The following is a 17897-nucleotide window of genomic DNA, read 5'->3' as shown; positions in this document are numbered from 1 at the left end:
TGTTAACGCTCGTTGACCCGGCGCGTGAACCCTCGTTAACATCCCGGCTGTGGACGCCCCCGTGCTGGCCGGCAGGCCGACGACCGACGGCGCGGCCGCCGCGCGCAACGCCGAGGCGCACGCCACGCTCGTCGCCGACCTGGCCGAGCAGCTGCGCCGGGTGGCGCTCGGCGGTGGGGAGCGGGCCCGCGAGCGGCACACCGCACGGGGCAAGCTGCTGCCGCGCGAGCGGGTCGACGCCCTGCTCGACCCGGGCAGCCCGTTCCTGGAGCTCTCGCCGCTGGCCGCGCACGGCATGTACGGCGGCGAGGCGCCGGCCGCCGGGATCATCACCGGCATCGGCCGGGTCGCCGGGCGCGAGGTCGTCGTCGTCGCCAACGACGCCACCGTCAAGGGCGGCACCTACTACCCGATGACGGTGAAGAAGCACCTGCGGGCGCAGGAGGTGGCGCTGCACAACCGGCTGCCCTGCGTGTACCTGGTCGACTCCGGCGGCGCGTTCCTGCCGATGCAGGACGAGGTGTTCCCCGACCGCGAGCACTTCGGCCGGATCTTCTACAACCAGGCCACCATGTCGGAGGCCGGCATCCCGCAGATCGCCGCCGTCCTCGGCTCGTGCACCGCCGGTGGGGCGTACGTGCCGGCGATGAGCGACGAGGCGGTCATCGTCCGCGAGCAGGGCACGATCTTCCTGGGCGGCCCGCCGCTGGTGAAGGCCGCGACCGGTGAGGTGGTCACCGCCGAGGAGCTCGGCGGTGGAGACCTGCACAGCCGGGTCAGCGGGGTCACCGACCACTTGGCCGAGGACGACGCGCACGCCCTGCAGCTGGTGCGCCAGATCGTCGGCACCCTCGGCCCGCGCACCCCTCGGCCGTGGGACGTCGAACCGGTCGAGGAGCCGCTGCACCCGCCGGAGTCGGTCTACGACGTGGTCCCGCCGGACCCGCGCACGCCCTACGACGTCCGCGACGTGATCGCCCGGCTGGTCGACGGCAGCCGGTTCGCCGAGTTCAAGCCGCTCTACGGGCAGACGCTGGTCACCGGTTTCGCCCGGCTGCACGGCCACCCGGTCGGCATCGTGGCCAACAACGGCGTGCTGTTCGCCGAGTCCGCGCTCAAGGGCGCGCACTTCATCGAGCTGTGCGACCGGCGGAGCACCCCGCTGCTGTTCCTGCAGAACATCTCCGGGTTCATGGTCGGCCGGGACTACGAGGCCGGGGGCATCGCCAAGCACGGCGCGAAGATGGTCACCGCGGTCGCCTGCGCGCGGGTGCCCAAGCTGACCGTGGTCATCGGCGGCTCGTTCGGCGCCGGCAACTACTCGATGTGCGGCCGTGCCTACTCGCCCCGCTTCCTGTTCACCTGGCCCAACTCCCGCATCTCGGTCATGGGCGGGGAACAGGCGGCCTCGGTGCTCGCCCAGGTGCGCCGCGACGGCCTCGAGGCCCGCGGCGAGGAGTGGCCGGCCGAGGACGAGGAGACGTTCAAGAAGCCGATCCGCGACCAGTACGAGACCCAGGGCCACCCCTACTACGCCACCGCCCGGCTGTGGGACGACGGCGTCATCGACCCCGCCCAGACCCGCACCGTGCTCGGTCTGGCCCTCTCGGCCTGCGCGAACGCCCCGTTGGAAGAGGTTGGCTATGGCGTCTTCCGGATGTGAGCCGGGGAGCACCGCCGTCGGCTCAGGCCCCCGCGACCGGTGGCGCGGTGGGGTCGGCGGCCTCGGCCGTGACCTCCCGGAGCACGTAGTCCTCGATCGTCTCGAGGTCGTGGGTGGAGCGCTTCACGATGGTGAGCAGGTCGCTCATCTTGCTGACCTCCTCGATCTGCTCCTTGATGAACCACTGCATGAACTGGTCCGAGGCGAAGTCGTTCTCCCGCCGGGCGACGCCGATCAGCGCGTTGATCTGCTCGGTGACGCGCTTCTCCTGCTCCAGGGCGAGGGCGACCGGGGCGACGACGTCGGCGAACTCGTTGACCGGGGCGGGGATGCCCGGGATGCGGACGGGCGCGTCGGAGTCCAGCAGGTACTGGACCATCATCATGGCGTGCTCGCGCTCCTCGAGCGCCTGGTCGAAGAAGAGCTGTGCCGTCCGCGGCATGGTCAGCTCGTCGAAGTAGACGGCGCACGCCACGTACTGCTGGTGGGCGGCGAACTCGTTGCCGATCTGCGTGTTGAGCAGCTCGACGAAGGCGGGGGCGGCCATCGGGTCTCCCGGACGTGTGAGGTGGCGTTCACCGCACGCTATCCGGTGACACGCCGGTGCCCGTGGACCACCGGGGAAGGCGAGGCTAACCTCACCGTGTGGCCAAGTCCGTGCGCATGCCCAAGAAGAAGTGCTGCCAGGACAAGCCGCGCTGCAAGCGGTGCCCCCTGCGGGCCCTCGCCGAGGGGACGCTCCCGCCGGGCTACACGGTCAAGAAGCGCCGCCTGGTCAAGTTGGACAAGGCCGACAAGGTGCTCGCAAAGAGCACCCGGAAGGCTGCCTGACCCGTTCCGCTCCCGGCGCGCCCCTGCTGGGGGGTGCTGAGCCGTGTTCGACACCGTCCTGGTCGCCAACCGCGGCGAGATCGCCGTCCGGGTCATCCGCACGCTGCGCGCGATGGGCATCCGCTCGGTGGCCGTGTACAGCGCGGCCGACGCCGGGGCCCGGCACGCCCGGGAGGCCGACGTCGCCGTCCCGATCGGCCCGGCGCCCGTGGCCCAGAGCTACCTGTCGATCGAGCGGGTGCTCGACGCGGCCGCCCGCACCGGTGCGCAGGCCGTCCACCCCGGTTACGGCTTCCTGTCCGAGAACGTCGAGTTCGCCCGCGCCTGCGACAAGGCCGGCGTCGTCTTCATCGGCCCGCCGGTCGCCGCGATCGAGGCGATGGGCGACAAGATCCGCGCCAAGCAGACCGTGATGGCCGCCGGCGTCCCCGTCGTCCCCGGGCGCACCGAGCAGGGCATGTCGGACGACGAGGTCGCGGCGGCCGCGGTCGAGGTCGGCTTCCCGGTGCTGCTCAAGCCCAGCGCCGGCGGCGGCGGCAAGGGCATGCGGGTGGTGCGCGCCGGAGCCGAGCTGCGGGACGCCATCGCCGCCGCCCGGCGCGAGGCCCGCGGCTCCTTCGGCGACGACACCCTGCTGGTGGAGCGCTACGTCGGGTCGGCGCGGCACGTCGAGGTGCAGGTGCTCGGCGACGCCCACGGCACCGTGATCCACCTCGGCGAGCGCGAGTGCAGTCTGCAGCGCCGGCACCAGAAGGTGGTCGAGGAGGCGCCGTCCCCGCTGCTGGACGCCGGCACCCGCGCCGCGATGGGCACCGCCGCCGTCGAGGCCGCCCGGGCCGTCGGCTACACCGGCGCCGGCACGGTGGAGTTCATCGTCGACGCCGAGCGGCCGACCGACTTCTTCTTCCTGGAGATGAACACCCGGCTGCAGGTCGAGCACCCGGTCACCGAGATGGTGACCGGGCTGGACCTGGTCGAGCTGCAGGTGCGGGTCGCCGCGGGGGAGCCGCTGCCGCTGACCCAGGACGACGTCGTGCTCGACGGGCACGCCATCGAGGCCCGGCTCTACGCCGAGGACCCGGCCCGCGGCTTCCTGCCGCAGACCGGCACCGTGCTCGCCCTGCGCGAGCCGGCCGGTCCGGGCGTGCGCCTGGACAGCTCGCTGGCGGTGGGCTCGGTCGTCGGCACCGACTACGACCCGATGCTGGCCAAGGTGGTCGCCTGGGGTCCCGACCGGGACACCGCCCGCGCCCGCCTGGTCGGCGCGCTCGGGCACACCGCCGTCCTGGGGGTGCCGACCAACACCGCGTTCCTCCGTGCGCTGCTCACCGACCCCGACGTGGTCGCCGGGCGGCTGGACACCGGGCTCATCGAGCGGCGCGGCGAGGCGCTGACCGCCGCCGAGCCGGTGCCGCCGTCGGTGTACGCGGCCGCCGCGCTGTACGAGCTGCTGGAGGACGAGCCGACCGGGCCGGTCGTCGACCGCTGGGACGTCCCCGACGGCTGGCGGCTGGGTGAGCCGGCGTGGACGGTGCGCCGCCTGCAGGCCGCCGGCGGGGACCCGGTGACCGTGCGGGTGCGCGGCCGGTCGTCCGCCGCCGAGGTGCAGGTCGGCTCCGGGGAGCCGGTGCGTGCGTCGGCGGCGCGGGACGGCGGGGAGCTGACCGTGACCCTCGACGGCGTGACCTCCCGGTACGCCGTCGTCCACGCCGGTGGGCAGGTGTGGCTGGCCGCCGACGGTCGGGTGACCGCGCTGCGCGAGCACGAGCGGCTGCACGCCGCCGCCGAGGGCGCGGCCGCGGACGGCGCCGTGACCGCACCCATGCCCGGGACGGTGACGGTGGTGCGGGCAACGGTCGGCGACCGGGTCGAGGCCGGCGCCCCGCTGCTGGTGGTGGAGGCGATGAAGATGGAGCACGTGCTGACCGCACCCCTCGCGGGGACGGTCACCGAGCTCGGCGTGACGGCCGGCCAGCAGGTCCGGCTCGACGAGCGGGTGGCCGTGGTGACGGCCGGGGAGGACTGACCGTGCTGGACTACCGGCTCGACGAGGAGACCGAGGCCCTGCGCAAGGTCGTGCGGGAGTTCGCGCACGACGTGATCGCCCCGCAGATCGGGGAGTTCTACGAGCGCGACGAGTTCCCCACCGCGATCGTGCGGCAGATGGGGGAGCTGGGCCTGTTCGGCCTGCCCTTCCCCGAGGAGTACGGCGGGTCGGGGGGCACCTACTTCACCCTCTGCGTGGCCCTCGAGGAACTCGCGCGGGTCGACTCGTCGGTGGCGATCACCCTCGAGGCCGGCGTCTCGCTCGGCGCGATGCCGATCTACCGGTTCGGCACCGAGGAGCAGAAGCAGCAGTGGCTGCCCCGGCTGTGCAGCGGCGAGGCGCTGGCCGCGTTCGGGCTGACCGAGCCCGGCGGCGGCTCGGACGCCGGCGCCACCCGCACCACCGCGCGCCTGGAGGACGGCCACTGGGTGGTCAACGGGTCCAAGGCGTTCATCACCAACTCCGGCACCGACCTGACCGAGCTGGTCACCGTCACCGCGGTCACCGGCACCCGGCCCGACGGCGGCAAGGAGATCTCGGCGATCGCGATCCCGTCGGGGACGCCGGGCTTCAGCGTGGGCAAGCGGTACTCGAAGGTCGGCTGGAACGCCTCGGACACCCGCGAGCTGTCGTTCAGCGACTGCCGGGTGCCGGCGGAGAACCTGGTGGGGGAGCGCGGTCGCGGCTACGCGCAGTTCCTCTCCATCCTCGGCGAGGGCCGGATCGCGATCTCCGCGCTCGCCGTCGGGCTCGCGCAGGGGTGCGTCGACGAGTCGGTGAAGTACGCGGCGCAGCGGGAGGCGTTCGGGCAGCCGATCGGCCGCAACCAGGCGATCCAGTTCATGATCGCCGACATGGAGGTGCGCGCCTCCACCGCGCGGCTGGCCTACTACCGGGCGGCCGAGAAGATGCTGCGCGGCGAGCCGTACGGCCGGGAGGCCTCGATCGCCAAGCTGTACAGCTCCGAGGCGGCGATGGACAACGCCCGCTACGCCACCCAGGTGCACGGCGGCTACGGCTTCATGAACGAGTTCCCGGTCGGCCGCTTCTACCGCGACGCGAAGATCCTCGAGATCGGCGAGGGCACCAGCGAGGTGCAGCGGATGCTCATCGCCCGCGACCTCGGCGTCAGCTGAGGAAGGGCCCTGCAGGGAGGGTCCCGCCGCTACGGGGCCGGCGGGACGCCGAGGGCAGTGAGCAGGCGCCGGACCAGCCTCCGGAGGGTGTCCTCCGGTGTCGACGGGGGATCGGCGTTGGTGCCGGTGAGCCGGCTCAGCAGCAGGCCGTCGACGAGAGCGAGGAAGTTCGGGCGCGCTCTCGGGGCTCTGCGACCCCGAGGACGGCGAACTGGTGGGCGAGGCGGTCGTGGACGGGAGCTGCGTTGGTGCGCAGCGCCTGGCGCAGCTCGGGCCGCCGGGTCCCCTCCAGGGTCAGCTCGTAGCGCGCCAGTTGGCGGTCGCGGCCGTCGGTCAGCACGCGGTGGAGGGCAGCGGTCAGGGCCTCTGCGAACTCCTCGCGGTCGGCGTCCGTGGACGTCGGGATGCCGGCCGTGTCCAGTTCGGGCATGCGGGCGACGATCGCGCGCAGCAGGTCCAGCCGCGTGCGGAAGTAGCGGGTGTCCGCCGGCACCTGTTCCTCCCCGCGCGGCGACCGGCACCGTGCAGCGACGTGCGGACTCGCGCCCGGCCCCGGGGCTATGGTCGCGGGCGCCCGACCCCAGGGCGGCCCGATCCACGACGGAGGGCGCGCATGTGCACGGAGCACACAGGCAGGGTGGCGCAGCAGTGCCGCCAGGGGACCGGGGGCGGCTTCTCCCGGCGGACAGCGCTGGTGGGCGGGGCGGCCGCGGCCGTGACCGCTGCGCTGAGCGGTACCGCTAGGGCCGAGGACCGGACACCGCGAGCCCCGAGCTGGGGCCGACGCGGCCTGTGCGACCTCACGCACCCGTTCACCACGAGCCTGCCGACGTACGTACCGGGCGCGGGGCCCTCGCGCCGCGCCGCCGTGACGATCGAGCAGAACGGCTACTACGCGCAGGAGTGGCGCCTCGTCGAGCACACGGGCACCCACGTCGACGCGCCGGGACACTTCACGCCGGGCGGTCGCCTCGCGCCCGAGCTGCGGATCGACGAGCTCGTCACGCACGCCGTCGTCCTCGACATCAGCACGCGCGCGGCGGACGAGCCCGACACCGTCGTGACGATCGACGACGTCCGCGAGCACGAGCGGCGCCACGGCCGCATCCCGGACGGCGCCGCCGTCCTCATGAACTCCGGCTGGGGCACCAGGATCGGCGATCCGGAGGCCTACCGCGGCGCGGACGCCGCGGGGACGCTGCACTTCCCCGGCTTCGGTGCGGACACCTGCGAGTGGCTGCTGGAACGCCGACGCATCCGCAGCCTCGGCGTCGACACGCTCAGCATCGACCCGGGCGTGTCCTCGACCTTCGACACCCACCTCCTGCTCACCGGCGCCGACCGCTACGGGATGGAGAACCTCGCCCACCTCGACCGCATCCCACCCACGGGCGCGACGATCGTGGTCGGCCTGATCCCGTTCGAGGAGGGTTCGGGCGGTCCCGCGCGCGTCTTGGCCTCCTGGTGAACCCGCAGGCGTGCCCCGGACGTCCTGTCAGGCTGGGGTCGGCAGGTGCTCGGCGCCGATGCGCTGCGCCAGGCGTTCGAGCAGCGGGCCCGCCTCGGCCATGCAGCGCTCGGGGTCGGGCTCGAGGTCGGTGAGCGCGGCGGCGGCGTCGATGCCGGCCGCCCGCAGCGCCGCGTCGTCCAGGTCGCGGCGCCCGCAGACGGCGACCACCGCGGGGACGCCGGCCGCCCGGGCCCGGCGGGCGACGCCGACCGGCGCCTTGCCGCGCAGGCTCTGCTCGTCCAGCGACCCCTCACCGACCACGACCAGCTCGGCCCCGGCCACCAGCCGGTCGAAGCCGAGCAGGTCCAGCAGCAGGTCGATGCCCGGCCGCAGCTGCGCGCCGAGGACGGCGAGGGCCGCGAACCCCACCCCGCCCGCGGCGCCCGCGCCCGGCTCGTCGCGCAGGTCCCGGCCGGTGGCCTCGGCGACCGCGTCGGCCAGCCGGGCCAGGCAGCCGTCGAGGTAGGCGACGTCGTCGCGGTCGGCGCCCTTCTGCGGGCCGTACACCGCCGCGGCGCCCGAGGGGCCGGTCAGCGGGTTGTCCACGTCGCAGGCGACGACGACCTCGGCGCCCTCGAGCGCGGCGGCGACGCCGCTGACGTCCACCCGGGCCAGCCGCTCCAGCCCCGCGCCGCCGGGCCCGACCGGTGCGCCGTCCGCGTCGAGCAGCTGTGCGCCGAGGGCCTCCAGCAGCCCGGCACCGCCGTCGGTCGTGGCGCTGCCGCCGATGCCGAGGACGACCCGGCGGGCGCCCGCGGCCAGCGCCGCGGCGACGACCTCGCCGGTGCCGCGACTGGTGGCGGTGCGGGGCGCGAAGCGGCCGCCGGGCAGCCGGCCGAGCCCCGAGACGTCGGCCATCTCGACGACGGCGACGTCACCGAGCCGGGCGTAGGCCGTCTGCACCGGCTCGCCGGTCGGGCCGGTCGCGGGCACCGGCACCGCCTCGTAGCCCGCGGCCAGCGCGGCGGCGAGGGTGCCGTCACCGCCGTCGGCGACCGGCAGGCAGCTCACCTCGACGTCCGGTCGGCCGGCGGTGAGCCCGCGCGCGACCGCGGCGGCCACCTCGGGGGCGGTCAGCGATCCCTTGAACTTGTCCGGGGCGACGAGGACGCGAGGCACACCGCGATCCTGTCAGGCCGTGACGTCGACCAGCACCTTGCCGACGGTGCCGTCCTCCACCGCGCGGTGCGCCTGCGCGGTCTCGGCCAGCGGGAAGACGTGCAGTGGCAGGCCGGCGTCCTCGCCGACCCGGACGGCGCCGTCGAGGACGGCGGCGTTGACGTCCTCGACGGCGATCGCCTTGGCGCGCTCGGGCTCGGTGTAGACGAGGACGAACTGCCAGCGCGCGTTCGGCACCATCTGGGCGCGCACCGGCACGGTCACCTCCGCGCCGCCGTCGTCGGCGTACATCGCCACGGCCCCGTGCAGGCCGATGACCTGCGCGTCGACGGCGGCGTTGGTGGCGGCGGAGACCTCGACGATCGCGTCCACGCCCTTCGGGGCGACCTTGCGGACCTCGCGGACGACGTCCTCCTCGCGGTAGTTCACGACGTGCGAGGCCCCGGCCGCGGCGGCCAGCTGCGCCTTCTGCGGGCTGCTGACCGTGGCGATCACCGTGGCGTCGGCCCAGCGGGCCAGCTGGATGGCGGCGTTGCCGACCGCGCCGGCCCCGCCCTGCACGAGGACGGTGTGGCCGGTCAGCGCCCCGGGACCGAGCCGGTCGGGCAGCGACTCGGCCACGGTCAGGCAGCGGTGTGCGGTGAGGAACGGGATGCCGAGCGCCGCGCCGAGCTCGAACGCGGGCCCCGCGCCGAGCAGCACGACCTGCCGCGCGGGGGCGACGGTGTACTCGGCCGCCGTCCCGTGCGGGCGCTGCCAGGCCGCCTCCCAGACCCACACCCGCTCGCCGACCAGCACCGGGTCGACGCCCTCGCCGACGGCGTCGACGGTGCCGGAGCCGTCCTGGTCGGGCACCTGGCCGTCGGGGCCGGGCGGGTTGGTGCGCCGGGACTTCCAATCGGTCGGGTTGACCCCGGAGAAGGCCAGCCGGACCCGCACCTCACCCGGGCCGGGCTCGGGGGTGGGGCGCTCGACCAGTCGCAGGACGTCGGGGTCGCCGTTCTCGGTGTAGACGATGGCTCGCACGGTCCCGTCCTACCCGGTCGGGCTCGGCCATGCGCGGGCGGCTCAGGCCAGGTTGAGCTGCCAGGAGACGCCGAAGCGGTCGTTCACCCAGCCGAACCGGCGGCTGAAGCCGTGGTCGCCGAGCTCCATCAGGACCGTGCCGCCCTCGGAGAGGCCCGCGAACAGCCGCTCGAGTTCGTCCTCCGACGCCGTCTCGACCCAGATCGAGAAGGACGGCGTGAAGGTGAAGTCGTGGACCGGCGGGCTGTCGAAGCAGCGGAACACCTGCCCGGCGAGCGAGAACGTGGCGCCCTGCACCGTGCCCTCCGCGCCGGGGCCGTCGGCCCCCCACCGGGTGAGCTCGAGGACGCGTGCGTCGTCGAACAGCGACGTGTAGAGGTCGAGCGCCGGCCCTGCGTCGCCCTGGAACATGAGGAAGGGGGTCACCTGCTTCGGCATGGCGGTCACCGTAGGGGGAGCTGCTGACGGAAGTGATCAGCCCAGTCGGTCGGTGACCGCCGCCAGGTGGTCGTCGACCAGTCGGAGGTGGTGCTCGTCCCTGGTCGCGACGACGAGCACGACCACCTCGTCCGAGCGCACCAGGCGGGTCTCGTCGACCGCCGGGTCCGGCCCTGGGGCCTCGGTGCGGATGGTGACGCCGGTCCACCCCCATCCCGTCCAGCCCTGCACCGACCGGGCGGTCCGGGCACCCGCTCCGGCGTCCGCGGGCGGCGGTGCCGACGCGCAGTCCGGTGCCTCGGTCTCCGCCTGGTCGAGGACCGCCTCCGCCACCATCGGAGCCGACGTGGCCCAGGCGTAGGCGTACAGGGTCGTCCCCTCGGCGGCGTGACCGACGGCCACCGGCTCCCCGAGCGCGGGGTCCAGGCGGGGCGCCCGGGTGCCTGGCGCCGTCGTGCAGAGCTGCCAGGGCGGCGGAGGCGGGTCGACCGGCCGTAGACCGGGGACCGGCACCGAGAGCGCGAACTCGAGGTCGGGCGTCCCGCTGGGGGAGGCGGTCCCCTCCGCGGTCGCGGTGCAGGCGGCCAGCCCGAGGGCGACCGCGACCGCGGTGCACCCTCCGGTCGCCGTCCGCACCGCCGTCGGATACCCCGCGACCACGGGGCACGCGGACCCTCGGCGTGCGGTTGCCGGTCGCCGTCCCGGCTGTTGGGGTTGGGAGGTGCTCGTCCCGCGCTCCGGCGCCCTGCCCGCGCCGGTGCGCCGGACCTTGCTCTACCGGCAGGTGACCGGTCAGCTCCCGCCGCTGCTGCGGCCGCGCACCTTCACCGAGAAGCTGAACTGGCGGATCACCTTCGACCGGCGGGAGCTGCTCGCACCCACCTGCGACAAGCTGGCGATGAAGGAGCACGCCCGCAGGGTCGCGCCGGGCCTGGTACGGGTCCCGGAGACCCTCTGGTGCGGTACCGACGTCGGCGAGCTGGCCGACGTCGACCTGCCCGGCCACTGGGTGCTCAAGCCCAACCACTCGTGCATCCGCCGGCTGTTCGGTCGCGGTCCGGCCGAGGTCGACGAGCTGCGTCGGCGCACCGCGGGCTGGGTGGGGGAGCGGTACTGGCGCAAGAGCGAGGAGTGGGCCTACCGGCGGGCCCGGCGGTGCCTGCTGGTCGAGGAGTTCATCGGCGTCCCGGGAGTGGTGCCGGCCGACCTCAAGGTGCTCGTCGTCGGTGGGGAGCCCCGGCTGGTCGAGCTGCACACCGGCCGGGACGACCACCACGGCACCCGGCTCTACCTCCCGGAGTGGACGCCGCTGCCCTGGACGATCGGCTACCGGCCCGGTCCGGACGCCGACCCGCCCGAGCGCCTGGAGGACCTGCTCAAGGTCGCCACCGCGCTCGCCGACGGCTTCGACATGCTGCGCGTCGACTGCTACGAGGTGGACGGCGAGCTGTGGTTCGGCGAGCTCACCCCGTACCCGGGCGCCGGGCTGTCCCCGCTCGAGCCCGACCTCGACGCGTGGCTCGGTGCGGTGTGGACCCTCCCGCCCCTGTGGCGAGCCCCGCGGTGATGTGCGGTCGTGGCGCATCCTGCGGCCGTTGTGCGCCCCGAGTGCACATCACCGCCGGGTTCACATCGGGGTGATGGAGAGGTCGAGCGCGCGGCGGCCCTCCTCGGACCGCGCGGTGGCGATGCGCTCGGCCGAGGGGGTGCCGTACTCCGTCGTCCGCTGGCGGGCCGGGCGGCCGATGGCGGCGGCGATCGACTCCAGCTCGGCGATGGTCTTGAGCGAGCCGTTCTCGCTGCCGGCCATCCGGCTGATCGTCTCCTCCATCAGCGTGCCGCCGAGGTCGTTGGCCCCGCCCTGCAGCACCGCCCGCGTGCCCACCTCGCCGAGCTTGACCCACGAGGTCTGGACGTTCCGGATGCGCCCGTGCAGCAGCAGCCGGGCGACGGCGTGCACCGCGCGGTTCTCCCGCACCGTCGGCCCCGGACGCGCCACGCCGGCGAGGTAGATCGGCGAGCTGTGGTGCACGAAGGGCAGCAGCACGAACTCGGTGAAGCCGCCGGTCTCGTCCTGCACCCGCGCCAGCGTGCGCAGGTGCGCCACCCAGTGGGCGGGGGTGTCGACGTGGCCGTACATCATCGTCGACGTCGTCGGGATGCCGACGCGGTGCGCCGTGGTGATGATCTCCAGCCAGGTCGCCGTCGGGAGCTTGCCCTTGGTCAGCACCCAGCGGACGTCGTCGTCGAGGATCTCCGCCGCCGTCCCCGGGACGGAGTCCAGACCCGCCTCGCGAGCCGCGGTCAGGAAGTCGGCGAACGACAGCCCGGTGCGGGCGGCCCCGTTCACGATCTCCATGGGCGAGAACGCGTGCAGGTGGATGCCGGGCTGGCGGCGCTTCACCTCGCGGGCGAGGTCCAGGTAGGCGGTGCCGGGCAGGTCGGGGTGGATGCCGCCCTGCATGCAGATCTCGGTGGCCCCGGCGGCCCACGCCCGGTCCACGCGCGTCCCGACCTCCTCGAGGGACAGCGTGTAGGCGTCGGCGTCGGTGCGCCGCTGGGCGAAGGCGCAGAACCGGCAGCCGGTGTAGCAGACGTTGGTGAAGTTGATGTTCCGGTTGACGACGTAGGTGACGTCCTCGCCGTTGACGTCCCGGCGGACGGCGTCGGCCAGCGCGCACAGCGCGTCGAGGTCCGGGCCGTCCGCGCCGAGCAGCGCCAGGTACCCGTCGTCCGACAGCCCCGCCGGGTCGGTCTCGGCGGACCGCAGGGCGGCGTGCACCGCCGGGTCGCCGGCGGCGAGCGCGGTCGAGTGCCCGTCGCGTGCGCTCCTGGTGCGCGAGCGCAGCTCGGCCCAGTCGCCGTAGACGGCGTCGAAGTCGCTGCGCCGGTCGTCGGTGCGCCCGGTGGTGTCGACCTCGACGTGCAGGTCGGTCCGCCCGGACGACGTCCACGCCTCGTCCGGCTCCTGCCACGGCAGCCCGGCCGGGATGCGACCCTCGACGGCGAGCCCGTCGGGCCCGGCCAGGGCGACCACGTGCGGGCGCACCCGCGGGTCCAGCCACGGCTCCGGCTGCAGGACGTACGGCGGCTGGGCGGCGAGCCGCTCGCGGAGCTCGAAGCCGGCCTCGGCCGACAGCGCGGCGAGCTTGTCGGTGTCGGGCCACGGGCGCTCGGGGTTGACGTGGTCGGGCGTCAGCGGGGAGACGCCGCCCCAGTCGTCGATCCCGGCCCGCAGCAGCAGGCCGAGCTCGGTGGAGTCGCTCAGGTTCGGCGGCGCCTGCACCCGCGTCCTGGGGCCCAGCAGCAGCCGGGTGACGGCGACCGCGGCCACGTACTCCTGCAGCCCGAGGTCGTCGTGTGCGGCCATCGCCGTCCGCGGCTTGGCCCGGAAGTTCTGGACGATGACCTCCTGCACGTGCCCGTGCCGCTGCGCCGCGCCCCGGATCTGCAGCACGGCGTCCACCCGCTCGGCGTAGTCCTCACCGATGCCGAGCAGCACGCCGGTGGTGAAGGGGACGGCGGAGCGACCGGCGTCCTCGAGCACGCGCAGCCGGACGGCGGGCTCCTTGTCCGGTGAGCCGTGGTGCGGGCCGCCGGGCTCCGACCACAGCCGGGTCGCGGTCGTCTCCAGCATCATCCCCATCGAGGCGGACACCGGCTTGAGCCGCTGGATCTCCTCCCAGCTCAGCACCCCGGGGTTGAGGTGCGGCAGCAGCCCGGTCTCCTCCAGCACCCGGATCGCCATCGCGCGCAGGTAGCCCAGCGTGGAGTCGAAGCCGTGCGCCTCGAGCCACTCGGCGGCGACCGGCCAGCGCTCCTCGGGCCGGTCGCCGAGGGTGAACAGCGCCTCCTTGCAGCCCAGCGCGGCACCGGCGCGGGCGATGTCGAGCACCTCGTCGGGGGAGAGGTACGGCGCCCTGCCCTCCCGGCGCAGCTGGCCGGGCGTGGTCACGAAGGTGCAGTAGTGGCAGCGGTCGCGGCACAGGTGGGTCAGCGGGATGAACACCTTGCGGCTGTAGGTGACGACGCCCGCCCGGCCGGCCGAGGTGAGCCCCGCGTCGCGGACCCGGCCGGCCGCGGTGAGCAGCCGGTCCAGCGGCTCGCCCTCACCCAGGCCGCGGGCGTGCAGCAGCGTCTCGGCCTCGACGGCGTCGAGGGTCACCCCGCGCTCGGCACGGGCCAGGGCGCGGCGGACGGCGGACTCCGAGGGGTTCAGCGGCTGGCTCATCGGTCCCGACGCTAGACGAAGGACCCCCTGCCCCCCACCGCTCGCAGGCTCGCGGCGGGACCCTGCAGGGGGCCGCCCGTCCTCCTCACTGCTCGCAGGCTCGCGGTGAGCCTCCGGACGACGCCGGGTCCCGGTTGCCCGACGTCCCCCTCCGGCCGGACCTCCCGACGATCATGGAGCCGCGGTGGCGACAGGCCCGGTTCATCCGGCGTGTCGCCACCCGAACTCCATGATCATCGGCGAACGAGGTCCGGATCAGGGGCCAGGGATGCGTGCTGGGTGCGGGGTGGCGCGGGGCCGGTCGCGCTACACGTCGCGCCGGGAGAAGGACAGCGCGGTCAGTCCCCAGACCATGGCGAGCCACACCGCGGCCCACGCCAGGTAGGCAGGGGAGAGCGCGGCCTCGCTCAGGAACGGGAACCCACCCTCACCCGGGCCCATCTGGACCAGCGCGATCGGGTCCTGGAACGCGTTCATGGCGCCGCGCCACAGGCCGTCGGTGGGCAGCAGGATCCGCGACACCGTGCCGACCCGGGCCACGCCGTCGTTGCCGAGCGCCTGCCCGAGGCCGCCGACGACACCGGCGACCCAGGTCGCCCCGAAGAGCCCGACGGCGACGATCCCCGACGCCATGGTCGAGACGACGCTGGACAGCAGGAGGGCCAGGGTGAGCAGCACGACCGTCTCGGCCCCGAGCAACGCGAGACCGGTCGCGGGCGCCGGGGGCCAGTAGCCGACCGTCGCACCGACCACGAGGATCTGCGCGAGGCCGGCCAGCACCACGTAGCCGCAGCCGAAGGCGACCAGGCCGAGCCACTTGCCGAGCAGGACGGCCGACCGGCGGACCGGGCGGGCGAGGAGCACCAGCGCCTGTCCCGACTCCAGTTCGCCGGCGAGCGTGGGTCCGGCGAGGAACGCGGTGCCGATCGCCGCGATGAGGCTCAGCCCGAACATGATCAGGTTGAGCAGCAACGAGGCCACGAGGCGGGCCTCGCCGCTGGTCATGGTGCCGAGCTCGGTGTCCAGTCCCACCAGCTTCGAGAAGCCCCAGGCGCTCAGGGCGAGCAGCACCACCGTCAGCGCCAGGAGCGCCCAGACGACCCGTCGCCGCACGGCCTCGCGCAGGGTGAGCCCGGCGACGGTGAGCACGGTCCGCGCGGTCACGACCGGCCGTCCCCGGAGCCGGCCCGCAGGATGCCCAGCAGGCGCTCCTCCAGGCTGATCCGCGCCGGCTCCACCGCGTGGACCCGCACACCCAGGGCCACCAGGTCGGCCACGAGGTCCGGCACGGCGGTCCCGTCGTCGTCGGCCGGCAGTGCGACGGTGGACCACTCGCCCGCACGCTCGACCGGTCCGGCCATGGCCAGCCGCGCCTCGGCCGCGGGGACCACGCCGGTCAGGTGCAGCCGGACCTCGCGCTGGCCGAGCAGCTCGGCCAGCGTCCCGGAGGCGGCGACGCGACCGCGGTCGAGGACGACCACCCGGTCGCACACCCGCTCGACCTCGCCGATGAGGTGGGAGTTCAGCAGCACCGCGACGCCGCGCTCCCGGAGCGCGAGCACCACGTCGCGCACGTCGGCGCGGCCCAGCGGGTCGAGGGCGCTGGTCGGCTCGTCGAGCACCACCAGCTCGGGGCGGGCCACCAGCGCCACGGCCAGGCCCAGCCGCTGCTGCATGCCCTTGGAGAAGCCGCCGACCCGGTCGTCGGCGCGGGCGGCCAGCCCGACCAGCTCCAGGCAGCCGTGCCGCTCGTCCCGGGGGACGTCGGCACCGGCCAGCCGGACGTGCAGGTCGAGCACCTCGGCCGCGGTCAGCCAGGGCTGGTAGCGGAACAGCTCGGGCAGGTAGCCCACCCGGGCGCGGGCGGCCGGGTGGCCGCCGGGCCGGCCCAGCACCATCACCTCACCGGCGTCGGGCCGGACCAGCCCCAGCAGCATCTTGATGACCGTGGTCTTGCCGGCGCCGTTCGGGCCGAGCAGGCCGACCACCTCACCGCGGCCCACCGACAGCGAGACGCCGTCGACCGCGGTGCGCCGTCCGTACCGCTTGCGCAGGCCGTCGCACCACAGGGCCGGGGACGGCGGCAGGTCGCGGACCAGCCGCGCCGCGGCCCGGACGGCGGGGTCGTCCGGGCCGGCGAGCGCTGGTGCGTCGGCCGTGCTCACCCCAGGTCCCCGGCGACGTCGAGCACCTCGTCGGTGCTGAGCGTGCCGCCCACGAGGGTGACGACGCCGTCGTCGACCCAGACCACGGCGGCCAGGGTCTGGTCGCGCGACTCGAGCACGGTGGCGGGCAGGCCGCCGACCTCCGCCTCGGAGGTCTCCACCAGGTCGGCCGGCACCGGGATCGGCAGGGTCGAGCCGTCGGCGGTGAAGGTGCGCAGCTGGGCCGCCAGGTCGTCGGGCAGGCCCGGCAGCGAGAGCAGGAAGTCGCGGACGGTCTCGAACGGGACGCCGGACGAGGACGCCGACGGCGCCACCGCGCGGCCGACGACCAGCGTGGGCAGCCCCGAGGGCTGCGACCACACCGCCGCGGCACCCGGACCGGCGGTGAGCCGCACCCGGCTGCCGTCGAGGCCCGCGGGCAGGGGCGGCAGGGACTCCCCGGACGCCGCCGCGGCCTCGGCGGCCTTCGCCGCGGAGAACGTGAAGACGCCGCTCAGCTCGCCGACCACCTGGTACGCCGGTTCGCCCGCCACGCCCTCGGGCAGGGCACCCACCTCGGGGACGTCCAGCCCGGTCTCGGCGCGGGCGGCCGCGGCGTCGGGCACCGCGTGCGGGCCGTCGTCCCCGGTCAGCTCGACGTCGCCGTAGGCGGTCAGGTCGGGCAGCGCCACGAGGTCGGCGGTGCTGACCTCGAGCGGGGCGACCTGCTCGGTGCGGAAGATCGGCAGCCAGTCGTTCGCCGCCGCCACACCGGCGCCGGAGAGGACGACGACGAAGGCGAGCGCGGCCGCGGCCGGGCGGTGCAGCCACCCGCTGCGCCGGCGGGCAGGCGCCGGTGCAGGCGTCGCGGCCCGGGCGGGCAGCGCCGACGACAGCCGCTGCCACGCGGCCGCGGGGTCGGGGTGCGCGGCGCCGTCGGAGCGCAGCGCGGCACCCACGGCCGCGGCGTCCTCCCGCACGGCGGCCAGGCCGCCGAGGCACACGGGGCAGTCGGCGACGTGCTGCCGGTCGGCGTCGGAGACCCCGGCCGGCTCGTCGACCAGGCGGCGCAGCACGCCCTCAGTCGGATGACGCATGGTGGTCCAGCTCCTTCCGCAGCGCGGACTCGGCGCGCCGCACGGTCGTGCCGACGCTCCCGGGGGACAGGTCGAGGGCCGCCGCGACGTCGGCGTAGCCCATGCCGCTGTGCCGCAGCACGAGGGCCACGGCCTGCTTGCGGGGCAGCCGGGCGAGCGCGGCCCGCACCCGGCGGCGTTCCTCGAGGGTCACGACGGCGTCGGCCACGTCGGGCGCGACGACGTCGTCCGCCGCGGCGGCGGTCTCCTCGCGGGACGCGCGGCGGCGTCCCGAGCGGAGCAGGTTCAGCGCGGTGTGGGCCGCGGCGACCGAGAGCCAGCCGCGGGCCTCGCCGGCCGGCACCGAGGAACGGGCGAAGGACAGGAACACGTCCTGCGCGACGTCCTCGGCGGAGTCCCGCGACCCGAGCACCCGGGCGGCCACGCCGACGACCCGCGGGTACTCAGCGCGGAACACCTCGCCGAGGTCGGCGCGCACGGGCCCGGTGGCCGCTCGCGGTACCGCTCCGCCGTCGGTCCCCCCGACCCGGCCCGTCGCCCCCCGGTGGACCGCGCCCGGGAGGGCCAGGACGGCCTCGGGTCGCGCGTGTCGAACGAGCTCCATGTCCCTACAGCACCGCCCGGGGCCGAGATGTGACACCCCGCCGAGGATGCC

The 17897-nt window shown here is 75.1% G+C and carries 17 protein-coding genes; 6 read left to right on the top strand and 11 right to left on the bottom strand.

Going from position 1 to position 17897, the window contains the following annotated elements; all coding sequences use genetic code 11:
* The first annotated feature begins 49 nt into the window (after window positions 1-49).
* Window positions 50-1663 carry a carboxyl transferase domain-containing protein gene (locus tag ACWIX7_RS05820; protein WP_448620609.1) on the top strand — a complete coding sequence of 538 codons (1614 nt, stop codon included), beginning with the start codon at window positions 50-52 and terminating at the stop codon, window positions 1661-1663.
* Between the two features lie 22 nt (window positions 1664-1685).
* Here ACWIX7_RS05820 and ACWIX7_RS05815 read toward each other — a convergent pair whose 3' ends face one another.
* Window positions 1686-2210: a ferritin gene (locus ACWIX7_RS05815; RefSeq protein WP_448620608.1), complete on the bottom strand. Its 525-nt coding sequence runs from the start codon at window positions 2208-2210 to the stop codon at window positions 1686-1688.
* A gap of 98 nt (window positions 2211-2308) precedes the next feature.
* On the opposite strand from ACWIX7_RS05815, the gene ACWIX7_RS05810 reads away from it, so the two are divergent.
* Genes ACWIX7_RS05810 through ACWIX7_RS05800 form a run of 3 tightly spaced genes read left to right on the top strand, consistent with a single transcriptional unit; the run spans window position 2309 to window position 5677 of the window.
* Window positions 2309-2494 carry a hypothetical protein gene (locus ACWIX7_RS05810; protein ID WP_448620607.1) on the top strand — a complete coding sequence of 62 codons (186 nt, stop codon included), beginning with the start codon at window positions 2309-2311 and terminating at the stop codon, window positions 2492-2494.
* 43 nt (window positions 2495-2537) lie between these two features.
* Window positions 2538-4520: an ATP-binding protein gene (locus ACWIX7_RS05805; protein WP_448620606.1), complete on the top strand. Its 1983-nt coding sequence runs from the start codon at window positions 2538-2540 to the stop codon at window positions 4518-4520.
* A 2-nt stretch (window positions 4521-4522) separates the two neighbouring features.
* The gene (locus tag ACWIX7_RS05800; RefSeq protein WP_448620605.1) at window positions 4523-5677 is read left to right on the top strand and encodes an acyl-CoA dehydrogenase family protein; all 1155 of its coding nucleotides are present in this window, start codon (window positions 4523-4525) and stop codon (window positions 5675-5677) included.
* 136 nt (window positions 5678-5813) lie between these two features.
* Here ACWIX7_RS05800 and ACWIX7_RS05795 read toward each other — a convergent pair whose 3' ends face one another.
* Window positions 5814-6170, bottom strand: a complete 357-nt coding sequence (locus ACWIX7_RS05795; protein WP_448620604.1) for a TetR/AcrR family transcriptional regulator — start codon at window positions 6168-6170, stop codon at window positions 5814-5816.
* A gap of 120 nt (window positions 6171-6290) precedes the next feature.
* Between ACWIX7_RS05795 and ACWIX7_RS05790 the strand changes: the two genes are divergently transcribed.
* Window positions 6291-7145 carry a cyclase family protein gene (locus tag ACWIX7_RS05790; RefSeq protein WP_448620603.1) on the top strand — a complete coding sequence of 285 codons (855 nt, stop codon included), beginning with the start codon at window positions 6291-6293 and terminating at the stop codon, window positions 7143-7145.
* Between the two features lie 27 nt (window positions 7146-7172).
* Here ACWIX7_RS05790 and ACWIX7_RS05785 read toward each other — a convergent pair whose 3' ends face one another.
* Genes ACWIX7_RS05785 through ACWIX7_RS05770 form a run of 4 tightly spaced genes read right to left on the bottom strand, consistent with a single transcriptional unit; the run spans window position 7173 to window position 10406 of the window.
* Window positions 7173-8306: a glycerate kinase gene (locus ACWIX7_RS05785; RefSeq protein WP_448620602.1), complete on the bottom strand. Its 1134-nt coding sequence runs from the start codon at window positions 8304-8306 to the stop codon at window positions 7173-7175.
* 12 nt (window positions 8307-8318) lie between these two features.
* Window positions 8319-9332, bottom strand: coding sequence for an NADPH:quinone reductase (locus ACWIX7_RS05780; RefSeq protein WP_448620601.1), 1014 nt, complete (start codon window positions 9330-9332; stop codon window positions 8319-8321).
* A 42-nt stretch (window positions 9333-9374) separates the two neighbouring features.
* Window positions 9375-9770: a VOC family protein gene (locus ACWIX7_RS05775; protein ID WP_448620600.1), complete on the bottom strand. Its 396-nt coding sequence runs from the start codon at window positions 9768-9770 to the stop codon at window positions 9375-9377.
* Between the two features lie 36 nt (window positions 9771-9806).
* The gene (locus tag ACWIX7_RS05770; protein ID WP_448620599.1) at window positions 9807-10406 is read right to left on the bottom strand and encodes a hypothetical protein; all 600 of its coding nucleotides are present in this window, start codon (window positions 10404-10406) and stop codon (window positions 9807-9809) included.
* 85 nt (window positions 10407-10491) lie between these two features.
* Between ACWIX7_RS05770 and ACWIX7_RS05765 the strand changes: the two genes are divergently transcribed.
* Window positions 10492-11337: an ATP-grasp fold amidoligase family protein gene (locus ACWIX7_RS05765; RefSeq protein WP_448620598.1), complete on the top strand. Its 846-nt coding sequence runs from the start codon at window positions 10492-10494 to the stop codon at window positions 11335-11337.
* Window positions 11338-11397: 60 nt separating this feature from the next.
* On the opposite strand, the gene ACWIX7_RS05760 is transcribed toward ACWIX7_RS05765, so the two are convergent.
* From ACWIX7_RS05760 to ACWIX7_RS05740, 5 genes are all read right to left on the bottom strand, one after another.
* Window positions 11398-14001 carry a bifunctional FO biosynthesis protein CofGH gene (locus ACWIX7_RS05760; protein WP_448620597.1) on the bottom strand — a complete coding sequence of 868 codons (2604 nt, stop codon included), beginning with the start codon at window positions 13999-14001 and terminating at the stop codon, window positions 11398-11400.
* A gap of 306 nt (window positions 14002-14307) precedes the next feature.
* Window positions 14308-15165, bottom strand: a complete 858-nt coding sequence (locus ACWIX7_RS05755) for an ABC transporter permease subunit (RefSeq protein WP_448620596.1) — start codon at window positions 15163-15165, stop codon at window positions 14308-14310.
* Window positions 15162-16166 (bottom strand): ABC transporter ATP-binding protein, encoded by a 1005-nt coding sequence (locus tag ACWIX7_RS05750; protein WP_448620595.1) that lies wholly within the window; start codon window positions 16164-16166, stop codon window positions 15162-15164. The genes ACWIX7_RS05755 and ACWIX7_RS05750 overlap by 4 nt, the downstream gene beginning before the upstream one ends.
* The gene (locus ACWIX7_RS05745; protein WP_448620594.1) at window positions 16163-17242 is read right to left on the bottom strand and encodes a hypothetical protein; all 1080 of its coding nucleotides are present in this window, start codon (window positions 17240-17242) and stop codon (window positions 16163-16165) included. Before ACWIX7_RS05745 ends, ACWIX7_RS05750 begins: the two co-directional genes overlap by 4 nt.
* On the bottom strand, window positions 17226-17846 hold the full coding sequence (locus ACWIX7_RS05740; RefSeq protein ID WP_448620593.1) for an RNA polymerase sigma factor: 621 nt from the start codon (window positions 17844-17846) through the stop codon (window positions 17226-17228). Before ACWIX7_RS05740 ends, ACWIX7_RS05745 begins: the two co-directional genes overlap by 17 nt.
* Between the last annotated feature and the right edge of the window lie 51 nt (window positions 17847-17897).

The sequence above is a fragment of the Geodermatophilus sp. URMC 65 genome (assembly GCF_053502545.1).
Note: the sequence above shows the minus strand (reverse complement) of the source record. Positions and strands in the feature narration are given on the sequence as shown.

What these genes read in the sequence shown, in the direction of transcription:
- ACWIX7_RS05790 (WP_448620603.1), top strand. Translation starts at nt 6,291, where the DNA reads ATGTGCACGGAGCACACAGGCAGGGTGGCGCAGCAGTGCCGCCAGGGG.
- ACWIX7_RS05815 (WP_448620608.1), bottom strand. Translation starts at nt 2,210, where the DNA reads ATGGCCGCCCCCGCCTTCGTCGAGCTGCTCAACACGCAGATCGGCAAC.
- ACWIX7_RS05745 (WP_448620594.1), bottom strand. Translation starts at nt 17,242, where the DNA reads ATGCGTCATCCGACTGAGGGCGTGCTGCGCCGCCTGGTCGACGAGCCG.
- ACWIX7_RS05760 (WP_448620597.1), bottom strand. Translation starts at nt 14,001, where the DNA reads ATGAGCCAGCCGCTGAACCCCTCGGAGTCCGCCGTCCGCCGCGCCCTG.
- ACWIX7_RS05740 (WP_448620593.1), bottom strand. Translation starts at nt 17,846, where the DNA reads ATGGAGCTCGTTCGACACGCGCGACCCGAGGCCGTCCTGGCCCTCCCG.
- ACWIX7_RS05775 (WP_448620600.1), bottom strand. Translation starts at nt 9,770, where the DNA reads ATGCCGAAGCAGGTGACCCCCTTCCTCATGTTCCAGGGCGACGCAGGG.